Source organism: Shewanella submarina (assembly GCF_042646185.1).
In the GTDB taxonomy this organism is placed as follows: domain Bacteria; phylum Pseudomonadota; class Gammaproteobacteria; order Enterobacterales; family Shewanellaceae; genus Shewanella; species Shewanella corallii.
This window is the reverse complement of sequence record NZ_JBHRTD010000012.1, coordinates 201,114-219,694: the sequence shown is the minus strand read 5'-3', so window position 1 is coordinate 219,694 and position 18,581 is coordinate 201,114. Positions and strand designations below refer to the sequence as shown.

At 46.6% G+C, this 18,581-nt stretch carries 20 protein-coding genes and 1 tRNA gene; 4 read left to right on the top strand and 17 right to left on the bottom strand.

Going from position 1 to position 18,581, the window contains the following annotated elements; genetic code table 11:
* Positions 1 to 8 precede the first annotated feature (8 nt).
* Positions 9 to 2,171 carry a sensor domain-containing diguanylate cyclase gene (locus ACFOE0_RS09980; RefSeq protein WP_248935735.1) on the bottom strand — a complete coding sequence of 721 codons (2,163 nt, stop codon included), beginning with the start codon at positions 2,169 to 2,171 and terminating at the stop codon, positions 9 to 11.
* 145 nt (positions 2,172 to 2,316) lie between these two features.
* Positions 2,317 to 2,721 carry a VOC family protein gene (locus tag ACFOE0_RS09975; protein ID WP_248935734.1) on the bottom strand — a complete coding sequence of 135 codons (405 nt, stop codon included), beginning with the start codon at positions 2,719 to 2,721 and terminating at the stop codon, positions 2,317 to 2,319.
* 1,130 nt (positions 2,722 to 3,851) lie between these two features.
* Between ACFOE0_RS09975 and ACFOE0_RS09970 the strand changes: the two genes are divergently transcribed.
* On the top strand, positions 3,852 to 5,846 hold the full coding sequence (locus tag ACFOE0_RS09970) for a PKD domain-containing protein (RefSeq protein ID WP_248935733.1): 1,995 nt from the start codon (positions 3,852 to 3,854) through the stop codon (positions 5,844 to 5,846).
* Positions 5,847 to 6,134: 288 nt separating this feature from the next.
* Here the strand turns inward: ACFOE0_RS09970 and ACFOE0_RS09965 are convergent, their stop codons facing one another.
* A complete protein-coding gene (locus ACFOE0_RS09965; RefSeq protein WP_248935732.1) occupies positions 6,135 to 6,473 on the bottom strand; it encodes a hypothetical protein in 339 nt (112 codons plus the stop codon).
* A gap of 52 nt (positions 6,474 to 6,525) precedes the next feature.
* Complete coding sequence (locus ACFOE0_RS09960; RefSeq protein WP_248935731.1) at positions 6,526 to 6,801, bottom strand: hypothetical protein; 276 nt, start codon at positions 6,799 to 6,801, stop codon at positions 6,526 to 6,528.
* A gap of 487 nt (positions 6,802 to 7,288) precedes the next feature.
* On the opposite strand from ACFOE0_RS09960, the gene ACFOE0_RS09955 reads away from it, so the two are divergent.
* Positions 7,289 to 7,468, top strand: a complete 180-nt coding sequence (locus ACFOE0_RS09955; protein WP_248935730.1) for a hypothetical protein — start codon at positions 7,289 to 7,291, stop codon at positions 7,466 to 7,468.
* Positions 7,469 to 7,564: 96 nt separating this feature from the next.
* Here the strand turns inward: ACFOE0_RS09955 and ACFOE0_RS09950 are convergent, their stop codons facing one another.
* From ACFOE0_RS09950 to ACFOE0_RS09895, 12 genes are all read right to left on the bottom strand, one after another.
* Positions 7,565 to 7,891: a hypothetical protein gene (locus ACFOE0_RS09950; protein ID WP_248935729.1), complete on the bottom strand. Its 327-nt coding sequence runs from the start codon at positions 7,889 to 7,891 to the stop codon at positions 7,565 to 7,567.
* A gap of 158 nt (positions 7,892 to 8,049) precedes the next feature.
* The gene (locus tag ACFOE0_RS09945) at positions 8,050 to 8,499 is read right to left on the bottom strand and encodes a hypothetical protein (protein ID WP_248935728.1); all 450 of its coding nucleotides are present in this window, start codon (positions 8,497 to 8,499) and stop codon (positions 8,050 to 8,052) included.
* Positions 8,500 to 8,611: 112 nt separating this feature from the next.
* Entirely contained in the window at positions 8,612 to 9,007 is a 396-nt protein-coding gene (locus ACFOE0_RS09940) for a hypothetical protein (protein ID WP_248935727.1), read from the bottom strand.
* A 214-nt stretch (positions 9,008 to 9,221) separates the two neighbouring features.
* Positions 9,222 to 9,443 (bottom strand): hypothetical protein, encoded by a 222-nt coding sequence (locus ACFOE0_RS09935; RefSeq protein WP_248935726.1) that lies wholly within the window; start codon positions 9,441 to 9,443, stop codon positions 9,222 to 9,224.
* A gap of 77 nt (positions 9,444 to 9,520) precedes the next feature.
* Positions 9,521 to 9,790, bottom strand: coding sequence for a M13 family metallopeptidase (locus tag ACFOE0_RS09930; RefSeq protein WP_248935725.1), 270 nt, complete (start codon positions 9,788 to 9,790; stop codon positions 9,521 to 9,523).
* A gap of 291 nt (positions 9,791 to 10,081) precedes the next feature.
* Positions 10,082 to 10,351, bottom strand: a complete 270-nt coding sequence (locus ACFOE0_RS09925; protein ID WP_248935724.1) for a barstar family protein — start codon at positions 10,349 to 10,351, stop codon at positions 10,082 to 10,084.
* 234 nt (positions 10,352 to 10,585) lie between these two features.
* On the bottom strand, positions 10,586 to 11,101 hold the full coding sequence (locus tag ACFOE0_RS09920) for a DUF695 domain-containing protein (RefSeq protein ID WP_248935723.1): 516 nt from the start codon (positions 11,099 to 11,101) through the stop codon (positions 10,586 to 10,588).
* Positions 11,102 to 11,211: 110 nt separating this feature from the next.
* Complete coding sequence (locus ACFOE0_RS09915) at positions 11,212 to 11,817, bottom strand: hypothetical protein (RefSeq protein ID WP_248935722.1); 606 nt, start codon at positions 11,815 to 11,817, stop codon at positions 11,212 to 11,214.
* A 764-nt stretch (positions 11,818 to 12,581) separates the two neighbouring features.
* Positions 12,582 to 12,797: a hypothetical protein gene (locus ACFOE0_RS09910; RefSeq protein WP_248935721.1), complete on the bottom strand. Its 216-nt coding sequence runs from the start codon at positions 12,795 to 12,797 to the stop codon at positions 12,582 to 12,584.
* Between the two features lie 520 nt (positions 12,798 to 13,317).
* Positions 13,318 to 13,394, bottom strand: a tRNA-Pro gene (locus ACFOE0_RS09905).
* A 154-nt stretch (positions 13,395 to 13,548) separates the two neighbouring features.
* On the bottom strand, positions 13,549 to 15,333 hold the full coding sequence (locus ACFOE0_RS09900) for a DUF3413 domain-containing protein (RefSeq protein ID WP_248935720.1): 1,785 nt from the start codon (positions 15,331 to 15,333) through the stop codon (positions 13,549 to 13,551).
* Between the two features lie 68 nt (positions 15,334 to 15,401).
* Complete coding sequence (locus ACFOE0_RS09895; protein ID WP_248935719.1) at positions 15,402 to 15,617, bottom strand: YejL family protein; 216 nt, start codon at positions 15,615 to 15,617, stop codon at positions 15,402 to 15,404.
* A gap of 75 nt (positions 15,618 to 15,692) precedes the next feature.
* On the opposite strand from ACFOE0_RS09895, the gene yejK reads away from it, so the two are divergent.
* Together yejK and ACFOE0_RS09885 are read left to right on the top strand one after the other, a co-directional pair.
* The gene (yejK, locus tag ACFOE0_RS09890; RefSeq protein WP_115138504.1) at positions 15,693 to 16,721 is read left to right on the top strand and encodes a nucleoid-associated protein YejK; all 1,029 of its coding nucleotides are present in this window, start codon (positions 15,693 to 15,695) and stop codon (positions 16,719 to 16,721) included.
* Between the two features lie 122 nt (positions 16,722 to 16,843).
* On the top strand, positions 16,844 to 17,425 hold the full coding sequence (locus ACFOE0_RS09885; protein ID WP_248935718.1) for a GNAT family N-acetyltransferase: 582 nt from the start codon (positions 16,844 to 16,846) through the stop codon (positions 17,423 to 17,425).
* A 52-nt stretch (positions 17,426 to 17,477) separates the two neighbouring features.
* Here ACFOE0_RS09885 and ACFOE0_RS09880 read toward each other — a convergent pair whose 3' ends face one another.
* Positions 17,478 to 18,563: an AI-2E family transporter gene (locus ACFOE0_RS09880; protein WP_248935717.1), complete on the bottom strand. Its 1,086-nt coding sequence runs from the start codon at positions 18,561 to 18,563 to the stop codon at positions 17,478 to 17,480.
* Positions 18,564 to 18,581: the final 18 nt, after the last annotated feature.

The following is an 18,581-nucleotide window of genomic DNA, read 5'->3' as shown; positions in this document are numbered from 1 at the left end:
GGCTGGCTTCAGATATCCTCAATAATGGTGGCAATCACCTTATCCCGCCCGGCACTCTTGGCACGGTAAAGGTTGTCATCAGCCCGTTTTATCCAGGTATCTATCCTGCTGGAATAACCTGCATTGGCGATAACTGCACCTACGCTCACTGACAGCGAAAACAGCCTGCCATCTTCCGGGTTGGTGATCTGGGTGTTTCTCAGCTTGGCGGTAAAATCCTTCAGGTGCGCTTCGACTTTCAGCGGATTGCACATAGGCAGAATAAGCAAAAACTCTTCGCCGCCATAACGGGAAACAATGTCTGTCTCCCGGACGAAATGATTGGATAGCAGGCCTGCTACAGTCTTGAGGCTGGCATCTCCGCCAAGATGGCCAAACTCGTCATTCACCATCTTAAAGTGATCAAGATCAAGCAGTACCACGGCCATTGCCTGTTCGCCCCTTTGACAAAGCGTTTGAGCCTGTTTGAACTGATTCTCAGCGTATCTGCGATTATACAGGCTGGTCAGAGAGTCTCTTTCCGCCAGTTTCTGCAGTTCACCATTGGCTTTTTCAAGTTCAAAGGTGCGCAGGGCTACTTGCTCTTCAAGCTGCAATTGTTGCCGGATCAGCTCTTGCTGTGACAACTTGAGCTGGTCATAAAGCTGCTCCACCTCTGTGGATATCTGTTCTTCATTCCACTCGGGTCTTGCCCTGTCTTTATCTGAATACTTGAACTGCTGGGCAATCAGCTCCAGCGGCCTGGTTTGGGTCTTTGCAAGCAGTGAGGAAAGGCCGAGAGTGACCAGCAATGACAGCGCCAGCATTGCCACAGAGGTAAGGTACTGACGCTGTGCCATGGTGACCATAGGGGCAAATGGCTTGAGCAGATAAAGTTGCCACTGGTTGCTGAGCTCTTGCTGGCTGTATAGATACTCGGGCACTTCACTGGCGGTATTTTTCAGGTTCATCATCGGCATGGACATGCTGTAGTAGCTGCCGCTGCGGCTGAACAGGAAGGTGGAAAGGGGGGGGAGTCCGAGATTGTCAGAGGCGTAGATGATATTTCCTTTGGCATCGGTCAGCACAATGCTCATGGATTCTCTTTGCATCGCCCCATGTTCTATCTGGGCAAACCCACTGAGATCCAGCGAGCCTTCAATAATTGCCTGAGGTCTTTGATAATTCTCATTCAGGTAAATCGGGGAGCTCATGGCCACTATCACATCATTACCGAAGCCACGGCCAAGGAACACATCAGAAATATAGTCGTTCTGGTTGTACAGGGCTTCCCGGAAGTAATCCCGATCGCTCACATTCAATTTATGCACTGGCTTGTCGGCCAGCATAGATGCCGGGCTCGCGTGGAGGATATTTCCTTTGTGGTCGGCGATCAGCATGGTCAGGAAGTTGGGATAAGTTTGATTCAACCGGGTCAACATCGATTGCCAGTGATCTTTATCTGTATTGGCCAGACTCAGCCAACGAGCAGCATTGCGTATAGCTTGCTGGTGGGTCTTGAGGTAGCGCTCAGCAGCCTTGCTCATCGACCCCATTGAGTCCTGCAAGTTGTTTTGCACCATCACTTGCTGGTCGCTCAGGTAAGTATGGTTGTACAGTAGGGATGAGATCAGCATGGCTGAAGTAATAAGCAGTGCAAACAGGTAATTAAGTTGCTGTTTGAAGCTGCGCTTACGCGTATTTTGCTTCAGCGACAGTTTTGACAGCGGCCGAATCAGCATGACCAGCAGACAGGCAACACTGGCATAGAGCATACCATTGATTGCCTGCTTGATGACGATAAACAGTATGTGTTCTTCGTTGAGTTCGGTAAATAACGAGGCGTAGAGAATAAACAGCGCAGGGCTGATTAAGAACCAAAATGCGATAGCAGAGTAGAACAGATAATAGCCGCGGCGAACAGCAAGCCCCAGCCAGAGAGCTTCTATCATAAAGATCAGAAACGGATACCAGGACCCCCAACTGACGTAAAGGCCTGTGGCGCACATCAACGCCGTCAGCAGGGCATAATAAGGACCGGCAATAGCGGCTACTATGACCAAACAGACATTGCCCACAATCAGCTCGACATTGGCAAACAGCGGTATGGGATACAGATTAATCAGGTATCCTATAAGCCCAAACAGCAATGACAGCTGTAACAAAATGGAATTGAACTTTATATTTTGCAATCAACGACCTTTTTATAGGAACGTCCGAAAACCGGACGAAGCTGCTGTTCTAACATTGGTTGCGATTTGTTTAATAAATGTTAACTCCTGAGGCTTGTGTATCTCAAGGACTAAATCTCGCGCCAGCAACTTTTCTCAAGCTATCTCAGGCGTTCTTACGCTCGACTAAATCCCACTGGTTGCCGTAGAGATCTTCAAATACGACCACCGTGCCATAGACTTCCTCCCTGGGTGTTTCGCAGAAACTGACGCCTTTATCCGCCATACTGTGATAGTCCCGCCAGAAGTTGTCAGTTTGCAGGAACAAAAATACCCGTCCTCCAGCCTGATTCCCGACAGCAGCCAGTTGCTCCTCGCCATCCGCTTTGGCCAGCAGTAATGCGGTGCCGGTTGACCCAGTAGGAGAGACAATCACCCAGCGTTTACCATCACCAAGGTCTGTATCTTCAATCAAGGTAAAACCAAGGGAAGACACATAAAAGCTAATTGCCTCGTCATAGTCACGGACGACCAGGGCAACTTGCGCGATATTCTGTTTTATCTTGTTCATTTTTTAGGGCTTGTCAGAAGGGAATAAGGGGGAGACTAGCAACCTTTATGAGTGAGAAGAAGTGATATTTTCAGGCTGCCGGAGCGCTTTTGGGGTTGAGTAGGAAAGCCCGTCTCTTAGGTCAATCTCAACAGCAAGTCGGAGCCGCTTGGAGAGATAGCCTGGCAGAAAACTGGTTGTATTAGGCGGATATTGTCTAACTTATTAAAAATGTTGAATGTTGTAAGGGATTTAAAATCCCTCGTTGATTCTGTTCTAAATTGATGGGTGTTTCCCAACAACAGACAGGTTGTTACCTGTATGGGACCTACTGTAGAAACCATAACGCTCTGTTCCTCAAATACTTGCCAAAAATGCTTTCAAAGTCTGGGGTGTTTTGGGGGGAAGTTTGTCAAATAGCTCATCCAATACAATGTCTTGCATGTTAAAGCTACCGCTGGATTTTCCCTCCAAATGCCCCTGTCTATCCCGAAAATAACCTGTTATTAAAAATCTAATATCCGCTAAATAGACTCAGCTGGCAGGGCAACCTTAAGGCTGAAACGATAAAGCTTAACTCCAAATTCTGTAAATGAACTAATGAGGATTTCATTGTGAATACTCAATGCAAAGTTGAAAAGATAAAGGCTCCACCAACTTAGCTTTCGGGTGGCGTAGCAGGTGCAGATAACGTTCAACTCGACCTGTGTGGTGCGGGTATCTGCAGATGGTCCTGTTTCCTGAACTAAGTATCAGAAATAAATAGTAACCGCGTTATAACCCAATTAATTAACTTTCAAATACTGAGTTCGTTATGAATACTCAGAAAATCAATGTAGTTCTCAAGATTTTTATGAGCGTTCTAATTGCGGAAGTTCATAACTGCAGGTTTTTATGTTTGACCGTGTTTGTAATTGTGAGCGTGACTTTGTTTTCATAAGTTCAGAGAATTTATATATCTCTATCTTTGGTTCAAGGTCTGGGATATAGGCGTTATGTTATTGAGTTTTTTTATTGGTTGAGAAACGACGGAGTTTCTCATTAACTTCAATTGTTGATGCTGAATGCAATTGAATACAGTGAATAAACAATAAGGTTTAATTTCCCGGCGCTAAATCCAGCAGAGGATGAACTCGTATAAGGATAATACAATGAATTTGATAAACGTTTTTAAACGAGTCAGCTTGGCGGGGCTTGTGGTGGCCTCACCTATGAGCCTGGCAAATACGACCGCTGCGGATTTATATGGCCCGGCGAAGGGAAGCGATGTCCAAACCTTGGTATTAATGGCAGGGGAGGATTATGAGTTAAAACAGCTAAGTTATACCGATGGACGAGGCATTCCACAGCAGTCAGATTTCTATTTCCTCTATTCTGCTCAAGGTGCCAATAATGCATACCTTTATGCTGGGCTGCCGCTTAGCGAGCGAGATGATATCGTATCTGAGTTTGAGGGAAGCTCACCCACTCCATGTGGCAAAGCTGAGGAGCCTTGTTTTCCTGAGCCGGAGGCCGCAGTAGCTGATGATGAGTTCGATGTTATTGTTGTTGACCGGGATGCTGCAAACGCCAGCACCTATAGTCAAATGGAAGCATTGATAGAAAAGCGTGGCTGGAAGGGGATTCAGCAAGAGCAATATAGCTCGCTGAAGATCGAAGGCGTTGATCTCAGTAAGGCTGACTACGAGACCAAAGGCTGTTTTGGCTGGACCCATAGAAGTAAAAACTGGCAGAAATCATTTAATGAAACCTTCAATAAGTCCAAGCGTTTTGGTAATGACAACGCTTTTGTTGAAGTGGAAATTAATGCAACCACTGCCGGTTCCGGTAAAGCTACGCTTGATTACAAATATAAGAGCGCCTTTTGTGTCCCTTACAAAGTACGTATGAAAAAGCTCAACGCCCGGGCTGATTATAGTGTGACGGGTGACATAGAAATCCATGGTGAAGCAACTCACACCTTTACCGGATACACCTGGAATATCGCTGAGCCCAATATTGCCAACGGCTGGTTTATGATCGGTGTTATACCGGTTCAATATGACGTTAAACTGCCAATCCGTGCGGGTACCGGTGATCTGACCCTCAGTGCCAGTGGTGATGTAGGGCTGGAAAAAATGCTCGATATCACTGGTCATTATGAATATGCCTGTGACAAAAATAACTGTGCCAAAGTTTCCAGTTCATTCAATGATAACGGCACCTTGAGGATGGACAATATCCAATATCAATTGCTGGCATCAGCCACTATTGAGCCTTGGGCGGAAGTTGCCATTAAGGGCCGGATTTATTGGGGACTTATCTGGGCCAAGGTTGGTATCAAACCTTCACTGCCGATCAAGCTGTCAGGTTACTACGGCAATATGTGTGGTAACGGTGATGGCTTAAGCGGTAATGAAACGGTAGCGGCAGGTGTACTGGATATCGACTTCCGGGCAGGGGTTGTTGCGCAGGTTAAGTACTTCAATGAAAGATACTGGGAGATTTACCGCACCGATGTCTATTTTGCTGACCTGGTGAATCCATACAGCACCGCATTTTCACCCATTATCCGTCCTTCGGTAAGCAACCAAACCGTGACTTTACCGGTTAGTCTGCGCTCCTGTATTCAATCAGCAGATCAGGGGTATCAGGATTTCACTGTTTATTGGGGTGACGGCAGTTCTTCCAGCATCCATAACCTGAGCGGTACCAGAACACTGAGCCATAATTATTCTTCTTCAGGTACTTATCAGATTTCTGTTAGGCACCGCAATGGCGCAGCCACCAATCGCAGTGTGAATGTGACTGGTTCTACTGCCGTTCCTGTGGTGACCAATTTCACCGCAGTGGCAGAGTGTTACGCAGATGGTGAAATACCGCTTGGTGCTGAGAAAAGTGAATTGGAGCTGAAGAGAATTCCGCAAGAGGGAATGTGGCTTTCCGGTTCAGTGTACGCAAGCAACTCTCCAACCCAATATGAAGTTTATATGGGAAGCTCACTGATCTACTCAGGTTCGAGCCAACACTTCTACCGTAACTTCGATTACAGCCCAAGCTATGTGAACCTCAAAGCCCGGGCTAAGAACAGCGTTGGCTGGAGTGATTTCAGATACATCACCGTGAGATGTAATCAATATCTCCAGGGAGACGGCGGTATCATCTAAATTTCAACATGTCTCAAGCGCCGGACGCTTCCGGCGCTTTTTTATGTGTAATGGCAATCAGTTTGAAAGATAAAGCTCCGCGCTTCTGATGTGCTCGCATCAGGGATTCCCGTCAGGCCTGATATTCCTGCACCCAGAGCTGGGGCTTAAAGAGCCTCACCTAATTTAGACGCAGGAACCTGAAGTTTGGGGGCATCTCCATTTACGGTGTCGGGTCGGCGCTTCTTCTTTGATAAGCTCATCGTACGACTTCAGGAATAAACCAACGTGTGAAGTTGCTGTGACTTTTTAAGCCATGCCAATAAGGTCAAGCCCCTCTGCGACAATGAAAAACAGCTGCTTATCAAGGGTAGCCTGAGTCTCTGCTTCTATAACAAAAAGTCTCTCACCTTCCTCGATTGTCGATAGCTGTTCAACCTGTAAACTTTCTTTTTCGGTGCCAAGTCTAAATACTGGGTGGCTAAACTCGAAAGGGCAATGCATATATGAGACGCCTAAAAATGCAACGAGAGGAGTGGCATACTCGTTACTGCTACCAGAGCTCAATACCAACCTGTACCCATCAAATGAAGAGAAGTGGCAGTCCCAACCCGTCAGTGAATTTAATTTTAGAAGTTGGTCCCTCATTGCCCCTCCCAATGTCGATGACTGGCACTACCGAGCTGTTATCAAATCGAGTTTAGTATTGAGTTGCTGCGCGCACCAAGACCCGAAGCTTAGCAATAGTCTTCTGGCGACTTTCATCATCACAACCCAAATCCACTATGACCGCTACGGTTGAAAGTAAGCCCAGAAGTATCCAAACATCCTCTTGTTGGTGTTTCCATCTGGTTGAACCCATGAGTGTGGCAGCTAAAGCGCCCAGCGCCATAATAGGCAACCCCTGTAACCAGCTGATTTTACTGCCGGCCATGTAGCCGACAATGATCAGAACAAGCATGATGACAATGTGCATGGATTTTTCCTGCCAGTTTGGGATATGAAAGGACTGATCTAGAGCTAACCTATTAGGATACCGATAGTTTTACCGTAATCTATTGGAAGAAAAGGTTATTAGGCTTTTTATGAAAAGCTGGAAGGGATGTTAAGCGTCAGAGTTTGACCCCTTTTCTAATCCTGTGGAGGGAAACTTGCAGAACCAGTAGAGCTGGTATGTCTAGTATCCAGCGACTTGTACCTTGAAGAATTTTGTCGGTGTGAGGGATGTGATTGGTAGTCAGACGTGTGTCCAACACTAGCTTACGCATCACAGAACTGATACCCAGTCCTCAGAACCGTTTACGGAGGCTCAGCACCTAAGTTGGGCATCAAGTTTCAGCAGGAGTTTCATGATGCGCTGGAGGTGAGTTCTCAAGCTTATGGAATTTAATAAAAGGGCGACGGAGGAAGGGGACAACTCTCGAGCGCGTGAGTTGTTAGAAAGCCATGGTCACAAGCTCAACATGAGACTTGCGCCTGGACGTATTCAGCGGCAGCTCTCTGCGTTGAATAAGAAGGCCAAACGGGTTGCAGGGCATAGCATCAGTGGCGCCAGAAAGCGCCAACTGCTGGATGAGATTACGAGTGAAAAGAACCGGCTGTACCAAGCTGGCTATCTGAGATTGAGTTTGGTGGAGTATTAGCTGTCGTGCTAAAGGTTGTCAGCACGACTGTGGTACAGAATTTAGTTTGATAGGGGGGCGTTGTGGTGTTTCCTTTATTCAATAGTTCGGCTCGCCTCACTTGTACTCAAGCTTTTTAAATTTTGGGATATTTTTGAAGCTGATGACAAAAGTTGGAATGCCCCAAACCGCCAGCAACTTACCGTAATGCTCAGGGTTTAGCAGTGCCAGGACTGCGATCCCCAGTCCAGCCCCAAAGGCAGTCAGCATGAATCTATGGAATCCTTCCACTTTGACTCTATAGAACCTAAACACAGGATCCAGATAAAATGACAGAATAAAAAACAGGGAGGCTATCAGGCCTATCTCCCACAATCCTGTACCAAGAGTCACGACTGACAATGTCAGTAAGCCCAAAGGATAATTGGCCAATCTGGCGTTCACACGTTTTGAATTTGAGTTAATAACTACCTCCGGATACAACCTAAAACACCATAGCGCAGTGAAACACTATTAATGAGAAAAATACAGTTGCCGAAAACTAAGCGACAAAGGAGCACAAGCATGCTGTTTTGTGTTCTTGGTTTAGGGGCTTGTATGGGCTAATCACTGCTAGAGCCTACAAATATCCAGCGCTGGCCATTTGAATGTATATCGTATGCGAAATCCCAAAAAACGGAGTGTGAGGGAAATCCTTCTTTAAAACCAAACTCTGAGACCATATCAGCTTGCTCAAGACTTATGCGAGTGAATACGGCCCCTATTAAGCCGATAATCTCGGACTTTTTAGATTTAAGAGCCAAGGGACCTGACCCGATATCACCTTCATGCAGTACCATTTTCATAATGTCAGATATGGCTTGCTGCGGAGATGAAGGTATTACATCCGATATCTCACAGTTCTTTGAGATTAGACATTTTAAAGCTAGCTCTAGTGATATATCTGGGTCGGTGGGGCCATAGAGATTGAACCAAACTTCATAATTAATACCATATAGAAGATGCTCAATTCGCTTGAATTCATCAAGCCGGGAATCTTGGATAATCTTCATAAAGCCCTGACATTTATATATTGCGGTCTTACAAGGTACCTAAACTCTAAAGCCTGGTCTACTTGGGGTGGTGCAAGAGTGTTAGGGATTGACAGTCCGTTACTGCGCCTCGTTAGCTGCTGATGCTGGTATAATCATCGAATCCGTTATGTGTTAATCTCAAAAACTTGCCGCTGTTGAATGTTAGTTTTGCTGAAACGGACTCATGATCACAACTATATTCAATTCTCTCTAATCTTTGGCCTACTACGCCTTGGAGTTCGCTAAGATTTAGCAAAACAAGACAGCAAGCCAGATCCTGATTTATTGGTTCACTAGGTGATTCGTTTTCTCTCCAGAAAATGGTTTCACCATCGAAACACAACTTGAACCATTTGCCATCAAAGTTAAAGTAAGCCATGTTAGCTGGGTCAGTAACAGTATCACCTTCTTGTTGCTGAATTAAATACAACGATTTACATAATTTACCAACAATATTCGGCTCTTTTCCATTGATATTGAAACCCAAACTTTTCTCCTAGTGGCAGCTAACATTTGTATCGTGCGCATACTCATTGGTCGCCTAGTATCGATGATATTAGCGCTTAATTTTTCGCCAAGTATCGCTCGGGATGGACGATGTTGTCCAGGCGGGTATGATTGTAAGGTGTGTGGGAGAGTGGGGGGGGTATTGGGTGTGGCAGGGCATGGATAGGCGGCTGCGTGCGGCCTATCATTGTTTGTTATGTGCATACTAACTCTAAATCAGCATCCTTGGCTTCAAACAACTCTAACCAAAGAGTTAAACCATTTTGGTCGCTGCACTCTAAGTCAAAGGCACCATCATAAACATCGATTATTGTTGCAACGTCACCTACGCGTGGAACCCTAGAGCCAAAGCTATTTTCGCTATGCTTAAATTCTCGATGAAGAGACTTAATTTTCACAACCGAAAATTGTTTCATCAGATTCCTTGTGCATATAAACGCCGCGCACAGCGGCCGGATGTCCGTTGCTGAACCTTGTTAAGTATTGACTGCATTTAGCCACCTGAAAGCTGTTTTTGGCATAGCGAACGTAGCTTGCTAACCTTTGTTGGCCACTCAAAACCAGGCAGTGTTTCTAAAAAGAGGTCTCCATATGCTTTGACATGGCACATACTCTCTATTTTTTCTAATGCTTTAATTTTTGTTGCTGGATCATCGAGCATTACAACGGCTGCCGACAGCGAGTCTGCATACCTGTTCATTTGATTGTTTCTAATATCACTTACCATTTCAGTGGCAAGGCTTTTTACACTCTCAATACTCACGATTTATCCGAAACACTTAACGATTTGTATCGTGCGCATGCTCGTTGTTCACTTAGTACCGACGATATGCGCGCTTGATTTTTCACCAAGTATCGCTCGGGGTGGGCGATGTTGTCCAGGCTGGTTTGGTTGCAAGGTGGGGGGAGAGCGGGGAGTTTGTATCGGGGAGTGGTTGGGGCAGGGACGATAGTTACTTTGGACTCGTGGTGATGCAACGCCCGCAGCTGCGGACGACTTGTAGCGACGAAGTAGCGGAAAGGCGTTCCGACAGCCTGCGCTTGTTATCGCTTTTTAGCGCCACTGTACGCTACACCCTAATTCCGGATATTCTTGATTAAGCTCCGTTAGGCATTTCTTTAGGTGCTCATATGCATCAGGGATCGTAGCCTGAAGATGTAGTGATCCAACAAATTCAACTTCCTTTGGGATTTCTACCAGACCCGTTATTGCATCCCAAAATGCATCCCAATTATTTCCATAAAAATCGGGAAATTCAAAGCTGCTCGCTAAGATTTTATGGAGGTCCTTTTCAGTTTCCACTGATTCTAAGTTTATCTTCATGGCCTATTGCTATAACATTTGTATAGTGTGCATGAGCCTTGTTCACCTGGTACCGACGATATGCGCGCTTAATTTTTCACTAAGTATTGCTCGGGGTGGGCGATGTTGTCCAGTCTAGTTTGGTTGCAAGGTTTGGTTGCAAGGTTTGGTTGCAAGGTTTGGGGGAGAGCTGGGGCATGGTCGGAGAGTCACGGATTGACAGTCCGTTGCTGCTTGTTAGGCTTATTTTCTCTATTAGGGGAAGTCATGATAGGTTTCCCATTTGGGATCGTTAGCCAGCTCTAGATCAATCCTAAATGACTTAATTTTGGAGTTATTATTGTTTACAGATTCAACGAATCTATCTGGATTACTAACGTAGAATAGAAAGTCATATATCCCATTTTTTAGAACGCTGGCCACATGAATCGAATCGGACTCAAGCTCTATATTTAGAACAGCGATATCTTCAAAATTACTTATTTTTTTGTAATCTTCTTTTGAAGGGAATCCTTGTTCGTTATCCGGGATATAAGAAACGGTAAGATATATCAAATTATTGAGTTTGGGATGTCCAGAAATCTCTGATGCACCGATATTTTTTCTGAATAATGTGATTAATTCAGAGTCTTTATAGCCAATTTCTTTTGCGCTCCAATTATCTTCAATTTCTAAAGCCTTGCGATCAAATGCATACATGTCTTTAGTTTCTCGAGCATTACCATTCATGGTGATTAGTAATAAAAGTGCCAAGGTTGCTATTTTTCTCATTGTTCTCCCAAGAGTCTAACGCCTCATTCAGAGCCTAACGCTTCAAAGCAACGGAAAACGCAAGCGTTCTGGGCGACGCCCAGCGAGTGGTTTTCCGATGACTTTGTTTGTTAGCTTTTCCATATTTGATCGTCATTACGACAGGTGTTCAACAAGTAAATAAAGAAAAGTGCCACTAAATCTAGGCCGACACCAAGACCTAGATTACTCCCCCATAAAAATTGGAATGAAGGGCTGAGAGTTGAAGCTTTTAGTGCAATACCATCCTGTATAACAACCATCAAATACCCTAAACCTGAATATGAGTAATATATGAAACCCAAATTAAACGCAAACAACTGAGCTATCTGATTGAAAAAAGATAAGTGAAAGCCTAGCTTAATTCGTTTGAGCAGTAAATAACCAGCCAGCCCATTTAGTACGGATGTTCCCAAAAATATCGCAAGGTTAAAGAATGTAAATTGGTCAAATAGGTTAGTCACTCCAGCATATATAAACCCGAGACACGTGATAATCTGGAGCCAAGCAAGAATATTTAGTCGACTATTTACAGTGACATAGAACTTCTCTTCTTCATCCTCCCGGTGCTGTTCAACTTCTTCTTTTCTAGCTTCAAATTCTGCCAGTAGTTTTTGATACCTGTCAGGATACGCATCTTCATCAATGCTGTTTAAGCTTTCTTGTAATTCCTGTATAGAGTAACGTGAATAGTCCATTTATCCTCCGTTGAAGCTAACGCCCGGCACAGCGGCGAGGTAAAACTGGCGGTAAATTTGCGAATGCAAATTTAGTGACAGCTTTTGCCGAATCCGACTGCTGCCGCTTGTTATGTGCTTTTTGGCAATATGAAGTATGCCCAATCATTGTATGTGGCCAAAAGCACGCCATTAATAATATACACCGATCCCGCGTATAAGTGCTTGCCGAGAGTAACAGTTGGACGAAATTTTGGAATTGCTAGCATTATAATCGCGAGGATAGACGCGATAAGTGACAATGCATAAAAAAGTGCCGATGGCAAAATTATATAGGTAAGCGGCCCATACGCTCCGTGCATAAGGGAAAAGAACAGCATTTGAGGTCCGTTAATCGCTGTTAGAATTAGTATTTCAAAAACCGAGCAAAAGAAAAAAGGTGCTCCTAGAATTAGAAGCCACTTCCAAATCCTCTCCACTATTCTCATTCGCAGACTTCCCTAAAGCATATAACATTTGTATAGTGTGCATGCTCGTTTGTCACATCAGACCAGTGAAAACCGTGCCACTGTTTTGAATGATTATTTAGCAATTTGGCAACATAAGTCCAGATTAAACTTTGAGCAAAAGCGTGCCAGCACATTATCTGCCTGCCTGTCGCCTGTTATCTACATTTCAAAGCGCCCTAAGACACTGAGTTTATGGGTTATTAAATATTTCCACTCAAAGAAACCGTGCCATGCACAGCGAAAGCAACTTTGAGGCAAGGGATACTTTCATCACCATCACAGCCCAAAGATCGCCGCGACCACGACACCAACCATCGACAGCAACCCCAGCAATATCCAAATGTCCTCCTGTTCATGTCGCCATCGGGTAGAGCCCATAAGCGTTGCTGCTAAAGCGCCCAGGGCCATGATTGGCAACCCTAGTAGCCAGCTGATTTTGGTACCGGCCATGTAACCAACGATGATCAGAACAAGCATAATGATGATATGCATGGAGCTCTCCTGACGGTTTTCGAGGGGGATGGACTGATCTCGGGCTAACCTCTTAGGATACGGGAAGTTTTACCGCGATCTATTGGAAGAAATGGTTATGAGATTTTCTAATAGAAGAAGGGCAGAATTAGGGTGATAGGTCGGGGTGTTTTGCGACAGGGTTTGACCCCCTTTTGACCCCCTTTTGACCCTGTGGATAAAAATGGGTAGAAACAAAAAAGCCCGTAAGTCTTTAAGACTACGGGCTTTTCCGTTCTAGAATTTGGTCGGTATGTGGGATTCGATCGTCCGGGATTCCGGCCGATGGCCGCTGACACCCCATTCGCTTTTGATTTTAAAGGCAACCATAACAAAAAAGCTCAGCATTTCTGCTGAGCTTTTCCGTTGAATTGGGTCGGTGTGAGGGATGCGATGGTCCGACACTCGGCCGATGGCCCCTGATACCCCATCCGCTCTTGGGCTTTCAAATCTACAAATGACAAAAAGGCCTAATCTTACGATTAGGCCTTTCCGCTGAATTTGGTCGGTATGAGAGGATTCGAACCTCCGACCCCTGACACCCCATGACAGTGCGCTACCAGGCTGCGCTACATACCGAGACAAACCGGTCGACAACATCAATTGCCGTTCCGATGTGGCGAACTTTAACAAGCTGAGGTGGGCATGGCAAGTGCTCTGATAGATAAAGTTAACTGTTTGATTAGTTTCTAATCGTGCAAGTTAACTTTGGCTCATCTACAGGCTTGCAGCCTTACTCTTTATAAAGGCGTCGGCTTTCACGCATCACCTGGATTAACTCAGGCGCGCTCAGCTTTTTCTTTAACTTCTGCTGATAGTCCACATCATAGATATAGTACTGGCCATGACGATTGATCACGGTAATTTCGTCAGGCTGATAGATGGCAAACACCTTGTTGTCACCCACATAGTTCCATTTCTGGTCGTCCGGATGCAGCAGGTGACGACCGGCACTGTAGTCTGTGGGTGGATTGGTACAGCCAAGTACCTGAGTCATCAGGGTTGGTACCAATCCCGCATGAGTGGTTCGGTACTGAATATTGCCCTGTTTGCCCTCAGGCCAGTGAATAATCATAGGCACACGGACATTGGCAGGGGAGAGGTCCTGACGCGCTTCAGAGCTGTTACTGGTAAATACCTTACCCTTGATACCGGTAATGACCACCAGAGTATCTTCAGGCAAGTTAGCCAGGGTCTCTGCCAGCAACTTATCGATAAAGTTAAGGGACTGACGGTACTGGTTGAACAGCACTCGCTCTGCCGGTTTCATGCCTTCCGGCGCCTTAATGGTTTCAACACCCAGAAAGCCAATTGGGGTGTCATAGTTTTCAGGGGATTTAAGATCCAACAGGGCAAACCAAGGCGCAGTTTGCGTTTGTTGCCACTGCTCAAATGCGCCGGTTAACTGAATATCTGCCCCGGCGTTGCTGTCTTTGTCGTTGGCTGTGGTCGGGGTAAAGTCCTGCATCATGGCTGCTGGTTGCACTTCGTCCAGATCGGACTGACTGATAAACAGTCCCATTTCATAGCCGGATTGTTTGAATGTCTGTGTCAGCAGTGGCGAGGTGACGTTAAAGTCTACTGCGTCTTGATAGCTGCCCTGTAAGCCATAAAGCAAAGAGAACATTCCGGATGCATAGTGGTTACCCCCACTCAGGTGATGGCTGAACTGCTGATTTTGCGCAGCATACTGGGTCAGGAATGGCATGGTCTCTTTGGTCACCATGTCATATCTCAGACTGTCGATGGCGATTATCAGCACATTAGGGTGCTCATCTGCACTGCATTGCAATGGTGACTTGGGGTAATGCAGTGTGGTCACATTGCTGATCTCAGCCTTTGGCTTTTGGGTTTCCAGGCCATGTCGGGCGATAAAGGTTTTCGCTGTGGCCGGATAGGACAAAGGATAAGTGTCGTCGAATCGGGTGATTTGGGTGATATCTTTGGCATCGGCCCAGATATGGATAAGGTGGCTGGAAACAAAACAGAGTCCCACAAAGGCAACGACTTTCGGGCCCCAGTGCTTTTTCTGGATTTTGTCGATTCGTTTCCAAATGAAATTGGCTGCGGTGAGCTCAATCGCCAGTATGGCAATTGGAGTGGCTATATAAGAGGTGCCGTGCAGCAGCGCACTCAAGTCAGCCCAGGCCAGGTCGAAGGCAAAGGGGCTGAGGTGCATACCATAGTCGTCAAAGACTATGGTGTCATAAAGCAAGATACACAGGCTGGCGGTTGCCACCAGTGCCGCATAGCCCCGCAAAATTTTGGAGTAGGGCAGCAGGGTACTGATAGGAAACAGAAAAACCAGATACACCATAAAGGCAAGAAAACTGAAGTGACCTATGGTGCTGATAGCCAGATAACCCCAGCCTATGACGGAGTCGGGATAACCTATGCTGTCCAGATAACGGCTGCCTATCAACATGGCCAAAATACCATTGAAGAAAGCAAACCAGTGGCCCCAGTTCACCAAGCGGGAGATCTTGTCCCGGCTCATCTGCTTTTGTCGCTCTACCATATTGTCGCGTTGTTTCCCGAAGTTCCTGTGTATCTTACTTTTATTCTTCCCTGTTATACAGAGAGGCGTTATTTTTTAACAGATTGCTCCAGTGCGCGGGCAAATTGGGCTGCAACGTCAGCACGGGATTTGTCGCCTACTTTGGTTTCCAGCAGGTGAGACACACAGTTGCCCAGTACCATCAGGCTCAGGTCAGTCGGTGCCTGGTGTTTTTCCAGTACCATCAATAACTCAGCGATCAGGGATTCAACTTGGGTGTTAGTGTATTTTGATTGGATAGCCATATAAAAAATGATTCACAAAGGAAAGGATTAGCGGCATATAATAGCGGATTTCCTACAGTATCACTATCAGGGCTTATGAGTATTCAAATAGACCAGGCGATTATTCATGAAATCGCACAAAACAGCGACGGTCAGCTGAACTGTCGTCTGCGTCCGCAGCCTCTGCTGAATGGGGCCGCAGTTGAGGCCATGCTGGAAGAGCTGCACAGCACATACACAAGTAAAGGCGGCAAGGGCTTTGGTTTCTTTGGGGTTCATGGCGATGACGGTGAAGCCAATCCGGCATTTTCAGAGGCGCTGAACCGCTACCGCAGCAATGAAATGGGCTTTGTTGAGTTTTCGGCCGAAGCGGGTAAATTGCTGCAGGAAGAGCTGGGTAAATATGACTTCAGTCAGGGTGGTTTTCTGCTGCTGGCCAGCTACACAGCACTGGCCTCTGACTATCTGTTTGTGGCACTGCTGAACGCCAAGTCATCTATGACAGTACTGGATGATATGGAACTGACCCAGGTGAACTCGTTGGATCTGTCCAATATGCAGCTGGCTGCCCGTATCGATTTGACCGAGTGGCAACAGGACAAAGAGTCCCGTAAATATATCTCCTTTATCCGTGGTCGTGCTGGTCGTAAAGTGGCCGATTTCTTCCTGGACTTTATGGGGTGTGTTGAGGGTGTAAACCCCAAGGTTCAGAACAAAAGTCTGATGAATGCCGTAGAAGACTTTGTTGCCGGCAGCGAGCTGACCAAAGAGGAACGCCAGCAGTGTCGTGACAAGGTGTTTGAGTTCTGCTCTGAAAAATTTGACTCGGGCAATGATATCCAACTGAAAGACCTGGCTGATGAGCTGGCCGATTCAGGGATGGACTCTTTCTATGACTTTGCCACCGGCGGTGATTATGAGCTGGATGAAGAGTTCCCTGCAGACAAGTCCACACTGCGCCAACTGAAGAAGTTTTCAGGCACTGGTGGTGGGGTGACAGTGAGCTTTGACGGTGGTCACCTGGGTGAGCGTGTGATCTACGACCCTGTGTCTGACACTCTGTTGATTAAAGGCGTTCCTGCCAACCTGAAAGATCAACTGGACCGTCGCCTGAAAGGCGAGTAACTCGGTCAGCCAGTAACGAAAAGCCGCTGTAGTCAGCGGCTTTTTTGTGGGCTAAATTAGAACTCCTTAATCAGGGAAAATACGAACGATAAGTAACAAAGCGAATCATAAAGGGAGGTTATATGGCCGATAGGGAGATGTCTGAACAGCAAGGCTTGGTTGTACCTCCATCAGACAGATTGAGTTTTGAACTGTTTGATCCGGAGCATAACCAAGAGCATAAGCAGGATATGTATGACCTGGATCAGGACCCTGAAGTGATGCGCTATATCACAGGGGGGAAGACCTCCAGCATGCAGATGATTGAAGAGGTATTGATGCCGAGGATGGCGAAGTACCGCAATCCTGAAAAAGGCTGGGGGATCTGGAAGGTCACCGACACTGCCTCCGGCGAATACTATGGTTGGATACTGGTGCGTCCCTGGGCGTTTTTCAGTGACAATCCTGAGCATCATAATCTTGAACTGGGTTGGCGCTTCAAGCGCTCAAGCTGGGGGAAAGGAATAGCAACCGAGGCCGCCCGGGCTGTCGCTGATGCGCTTTCCAGACAGGTTGAAGTCACAACACTGTGCGCTATTGCTGAGGAAGAAAACCAGGCGTCTACCCGGATTATGGAAAAGTTGGGGATGAAGTTTATTCGCAAAGATGTCGTGAAAGACCCTCTGTTTGAGGAGGAGTTGGTTATTTACGGTATGTCAGTGTAATGTGACCCAGATATAAAAGCCCTGCATTGCAGGGCTTTTTAGCTTGTGGCTGTTACTGACTGTCCTGTTGTTCAAGGAAGTCCTTGAATTCAGCCTCATAAAGACGGAACAGCACCAGAGTGACGGCAAAGATAATCGGGCCGTAAATCAAACCGATAAGACCGAACAGCTGCAGACCTCCCAGCAAAGAGAAGAACAGCATCAGGGTATTCATGCCAGAGTCGCCCTGCATCAGCAAAGGTCTGAGGAAGTTATCAATGGAACCCACCACTACAACCCCCCAGATAGCCAGGAAGGCAGCCCAGCCCCAATCTCCGGTCAATGCGAGGTAAAGCGCCGCAGGCAACCAGATCAGCGCTGTGCCCACGAATGGAATGAAGGAGGCGAAGGCCATCATAGAGCCCCAGAACAGGCCTGGGAATCCAGCCAGCGCCATGGCAATACCACCTGCGATGCCTTGAGCGACTGCGGTCAGGAAGGAGCCCAATACCGCTGATTTGGCCACTTGCTCGATTTCATGAAATATCTGATCTTCCTGACTGCGGGACAGTGGCACCACATGACGCAGGGCATCAATCAGCTTGTCGTTATCCCGCAGGAAGAAAAACAGCACGAACAGCATCAGAGAGAAGTCCACCATGACCCCGGTAATATCCCCCAGGAACTGGGTGCTGAGGGCGACCAGTTCGGTACTGATATTGGTGGCGGCCGTCGCCGCTTTCTGGATCAGCTCCTGTGGGTTGATACTGTCGAAGGGCAGCCACTTATCGACAAAGGCGATCAGGCTGTGCACCCAGGGGTGATGCAGCAACTCTTTGGCTTCGCCGCTGACCAGCCATTGGTAGGCGCTGTTGAAGAAAGTGAGTCCCTGATTGGCAATAGCAATAAACACTACAAACAGAGGAATAAGCACAATAAAGGTCAGTAGGGTGCAGGAGAGCACTGAGGCCATATTCGGGCTGTTTGGCATACGCTTTTGAATCAGATTGTGAATCGGCAAAAACAGCAGGGACACAATAAAGCCCAGCACAATAGAACCCAGATAGGGGGCAATCAGCAGGTAACAGGCATAGGCCGCAACAAACAGAGCAAAGATGAGGATCCAGTGTCTCGGCTCAGCTTTAAAAGGTTTGGTCACGCAATTTATCCTTGGGAA

Coding starts and splice junctions, on each gene's coding strand:
- ACFOE0_RS09975 (WP_248935734.1), bottom strand. CDS start 2,721: ATGAACAAGATAAAACAGAATATCGCGCAAGTTGCCCTGGTCGTCCGT.
- ACFOE0_RS09970 (WP_248935733.1), top strand. CDS start 3,852: ATGAATTTGATAAACGTTTTTAAACGAGTCAGCTTGGCGGGGCTTGTG.
- ACFOE0_RS09965 (WP_248935732.1), bottom strand. CDS start 6,473: ATGAGGGACCAACTTCTAAAATTAAATTCACTGACGGGTTGGGACTGC.
- ACFOE0_RS09960 (WP_248935731.1), bottom strand. CDS start 6,801: ATGCACATTGTCATCATGCTTGTTCTGATCATTGTCGGCTACATGGCC.
- ACFOE0_RS09955 (WP_248935730.1), top strand. CDS start 7,289: ATGAGACTTGCGCCTGGACGTATTCAGCGGCAGCTCTCTGCGTTGAAT.
- ACFOE0_RS09945 (WP_248935728.1), bottom strand. CDS start 8,499: ATGAAGATTATCCAAGATTCCCGGCTTGATGAATTCAAGCGAATTGAG.
- ACFOE0_RS09935 (WP_248935726.1), bottom strand. CDS start 9,443: ATGAAACAATTTTCGGTTGTGAAAATTAAGTCTCTTCATCGAGAATTT.
- ACFOE0_RS09925 (WP_248935724.1), bottom strand. CDS start 10,351: ATGAAGATAAACTTAGAATCAGTGGAAACTGAAAAGGACCTCCATAAA.
- ACFOE0_RS09920 (WP_248935723.1), bottom strand. CDS start 11,101: ATGAGAAAAATAGCAACCTTGGCACTTTTATTACTAATCACCATGAAT.
- ACFOE0_RS09915 (WP_248935722.1), bottom strand. CDS start 11,817: ATGGACTATTCACGTTACTCTATACAGGAATTACAAGAAAGCTTAAAC.
- ACFOE0_RS09910 (WP_248935721.1), bottom strand. CDS start 12,797: ATGCATATCATCATTATGCTTGTTCTGATCATCGTTGGTTACATGGCC.
- ACFOE0_RS09900 (WP_248935720.1), bottom strand. CDS start 15,333: ATGGTAGAGCGACAAAAGCAGATGAGCCGGGACAAGATCTCCCGCTTG.
- ACFOE0_RS09895 (WP_248935719.1), bottom strand. CDS start 15,617: ATGGCTATCCAATCAAAATACACTAACACCCAAGTTGAATCCCTGATC.
- yejK (WP_115138504.1), top strand. CDS start 15,693: ATGAGTATTCAAATAGACCAGGCGATTATTCATGAAATCGCACAAAAC.
- ACFOE0_RS09885 (WP_248935718.1), top strand. CDS start 16,844: ATGGCCGATAGGGAGATGTCTGAACAGCAAGGCTTGGTTGTACCTCCA.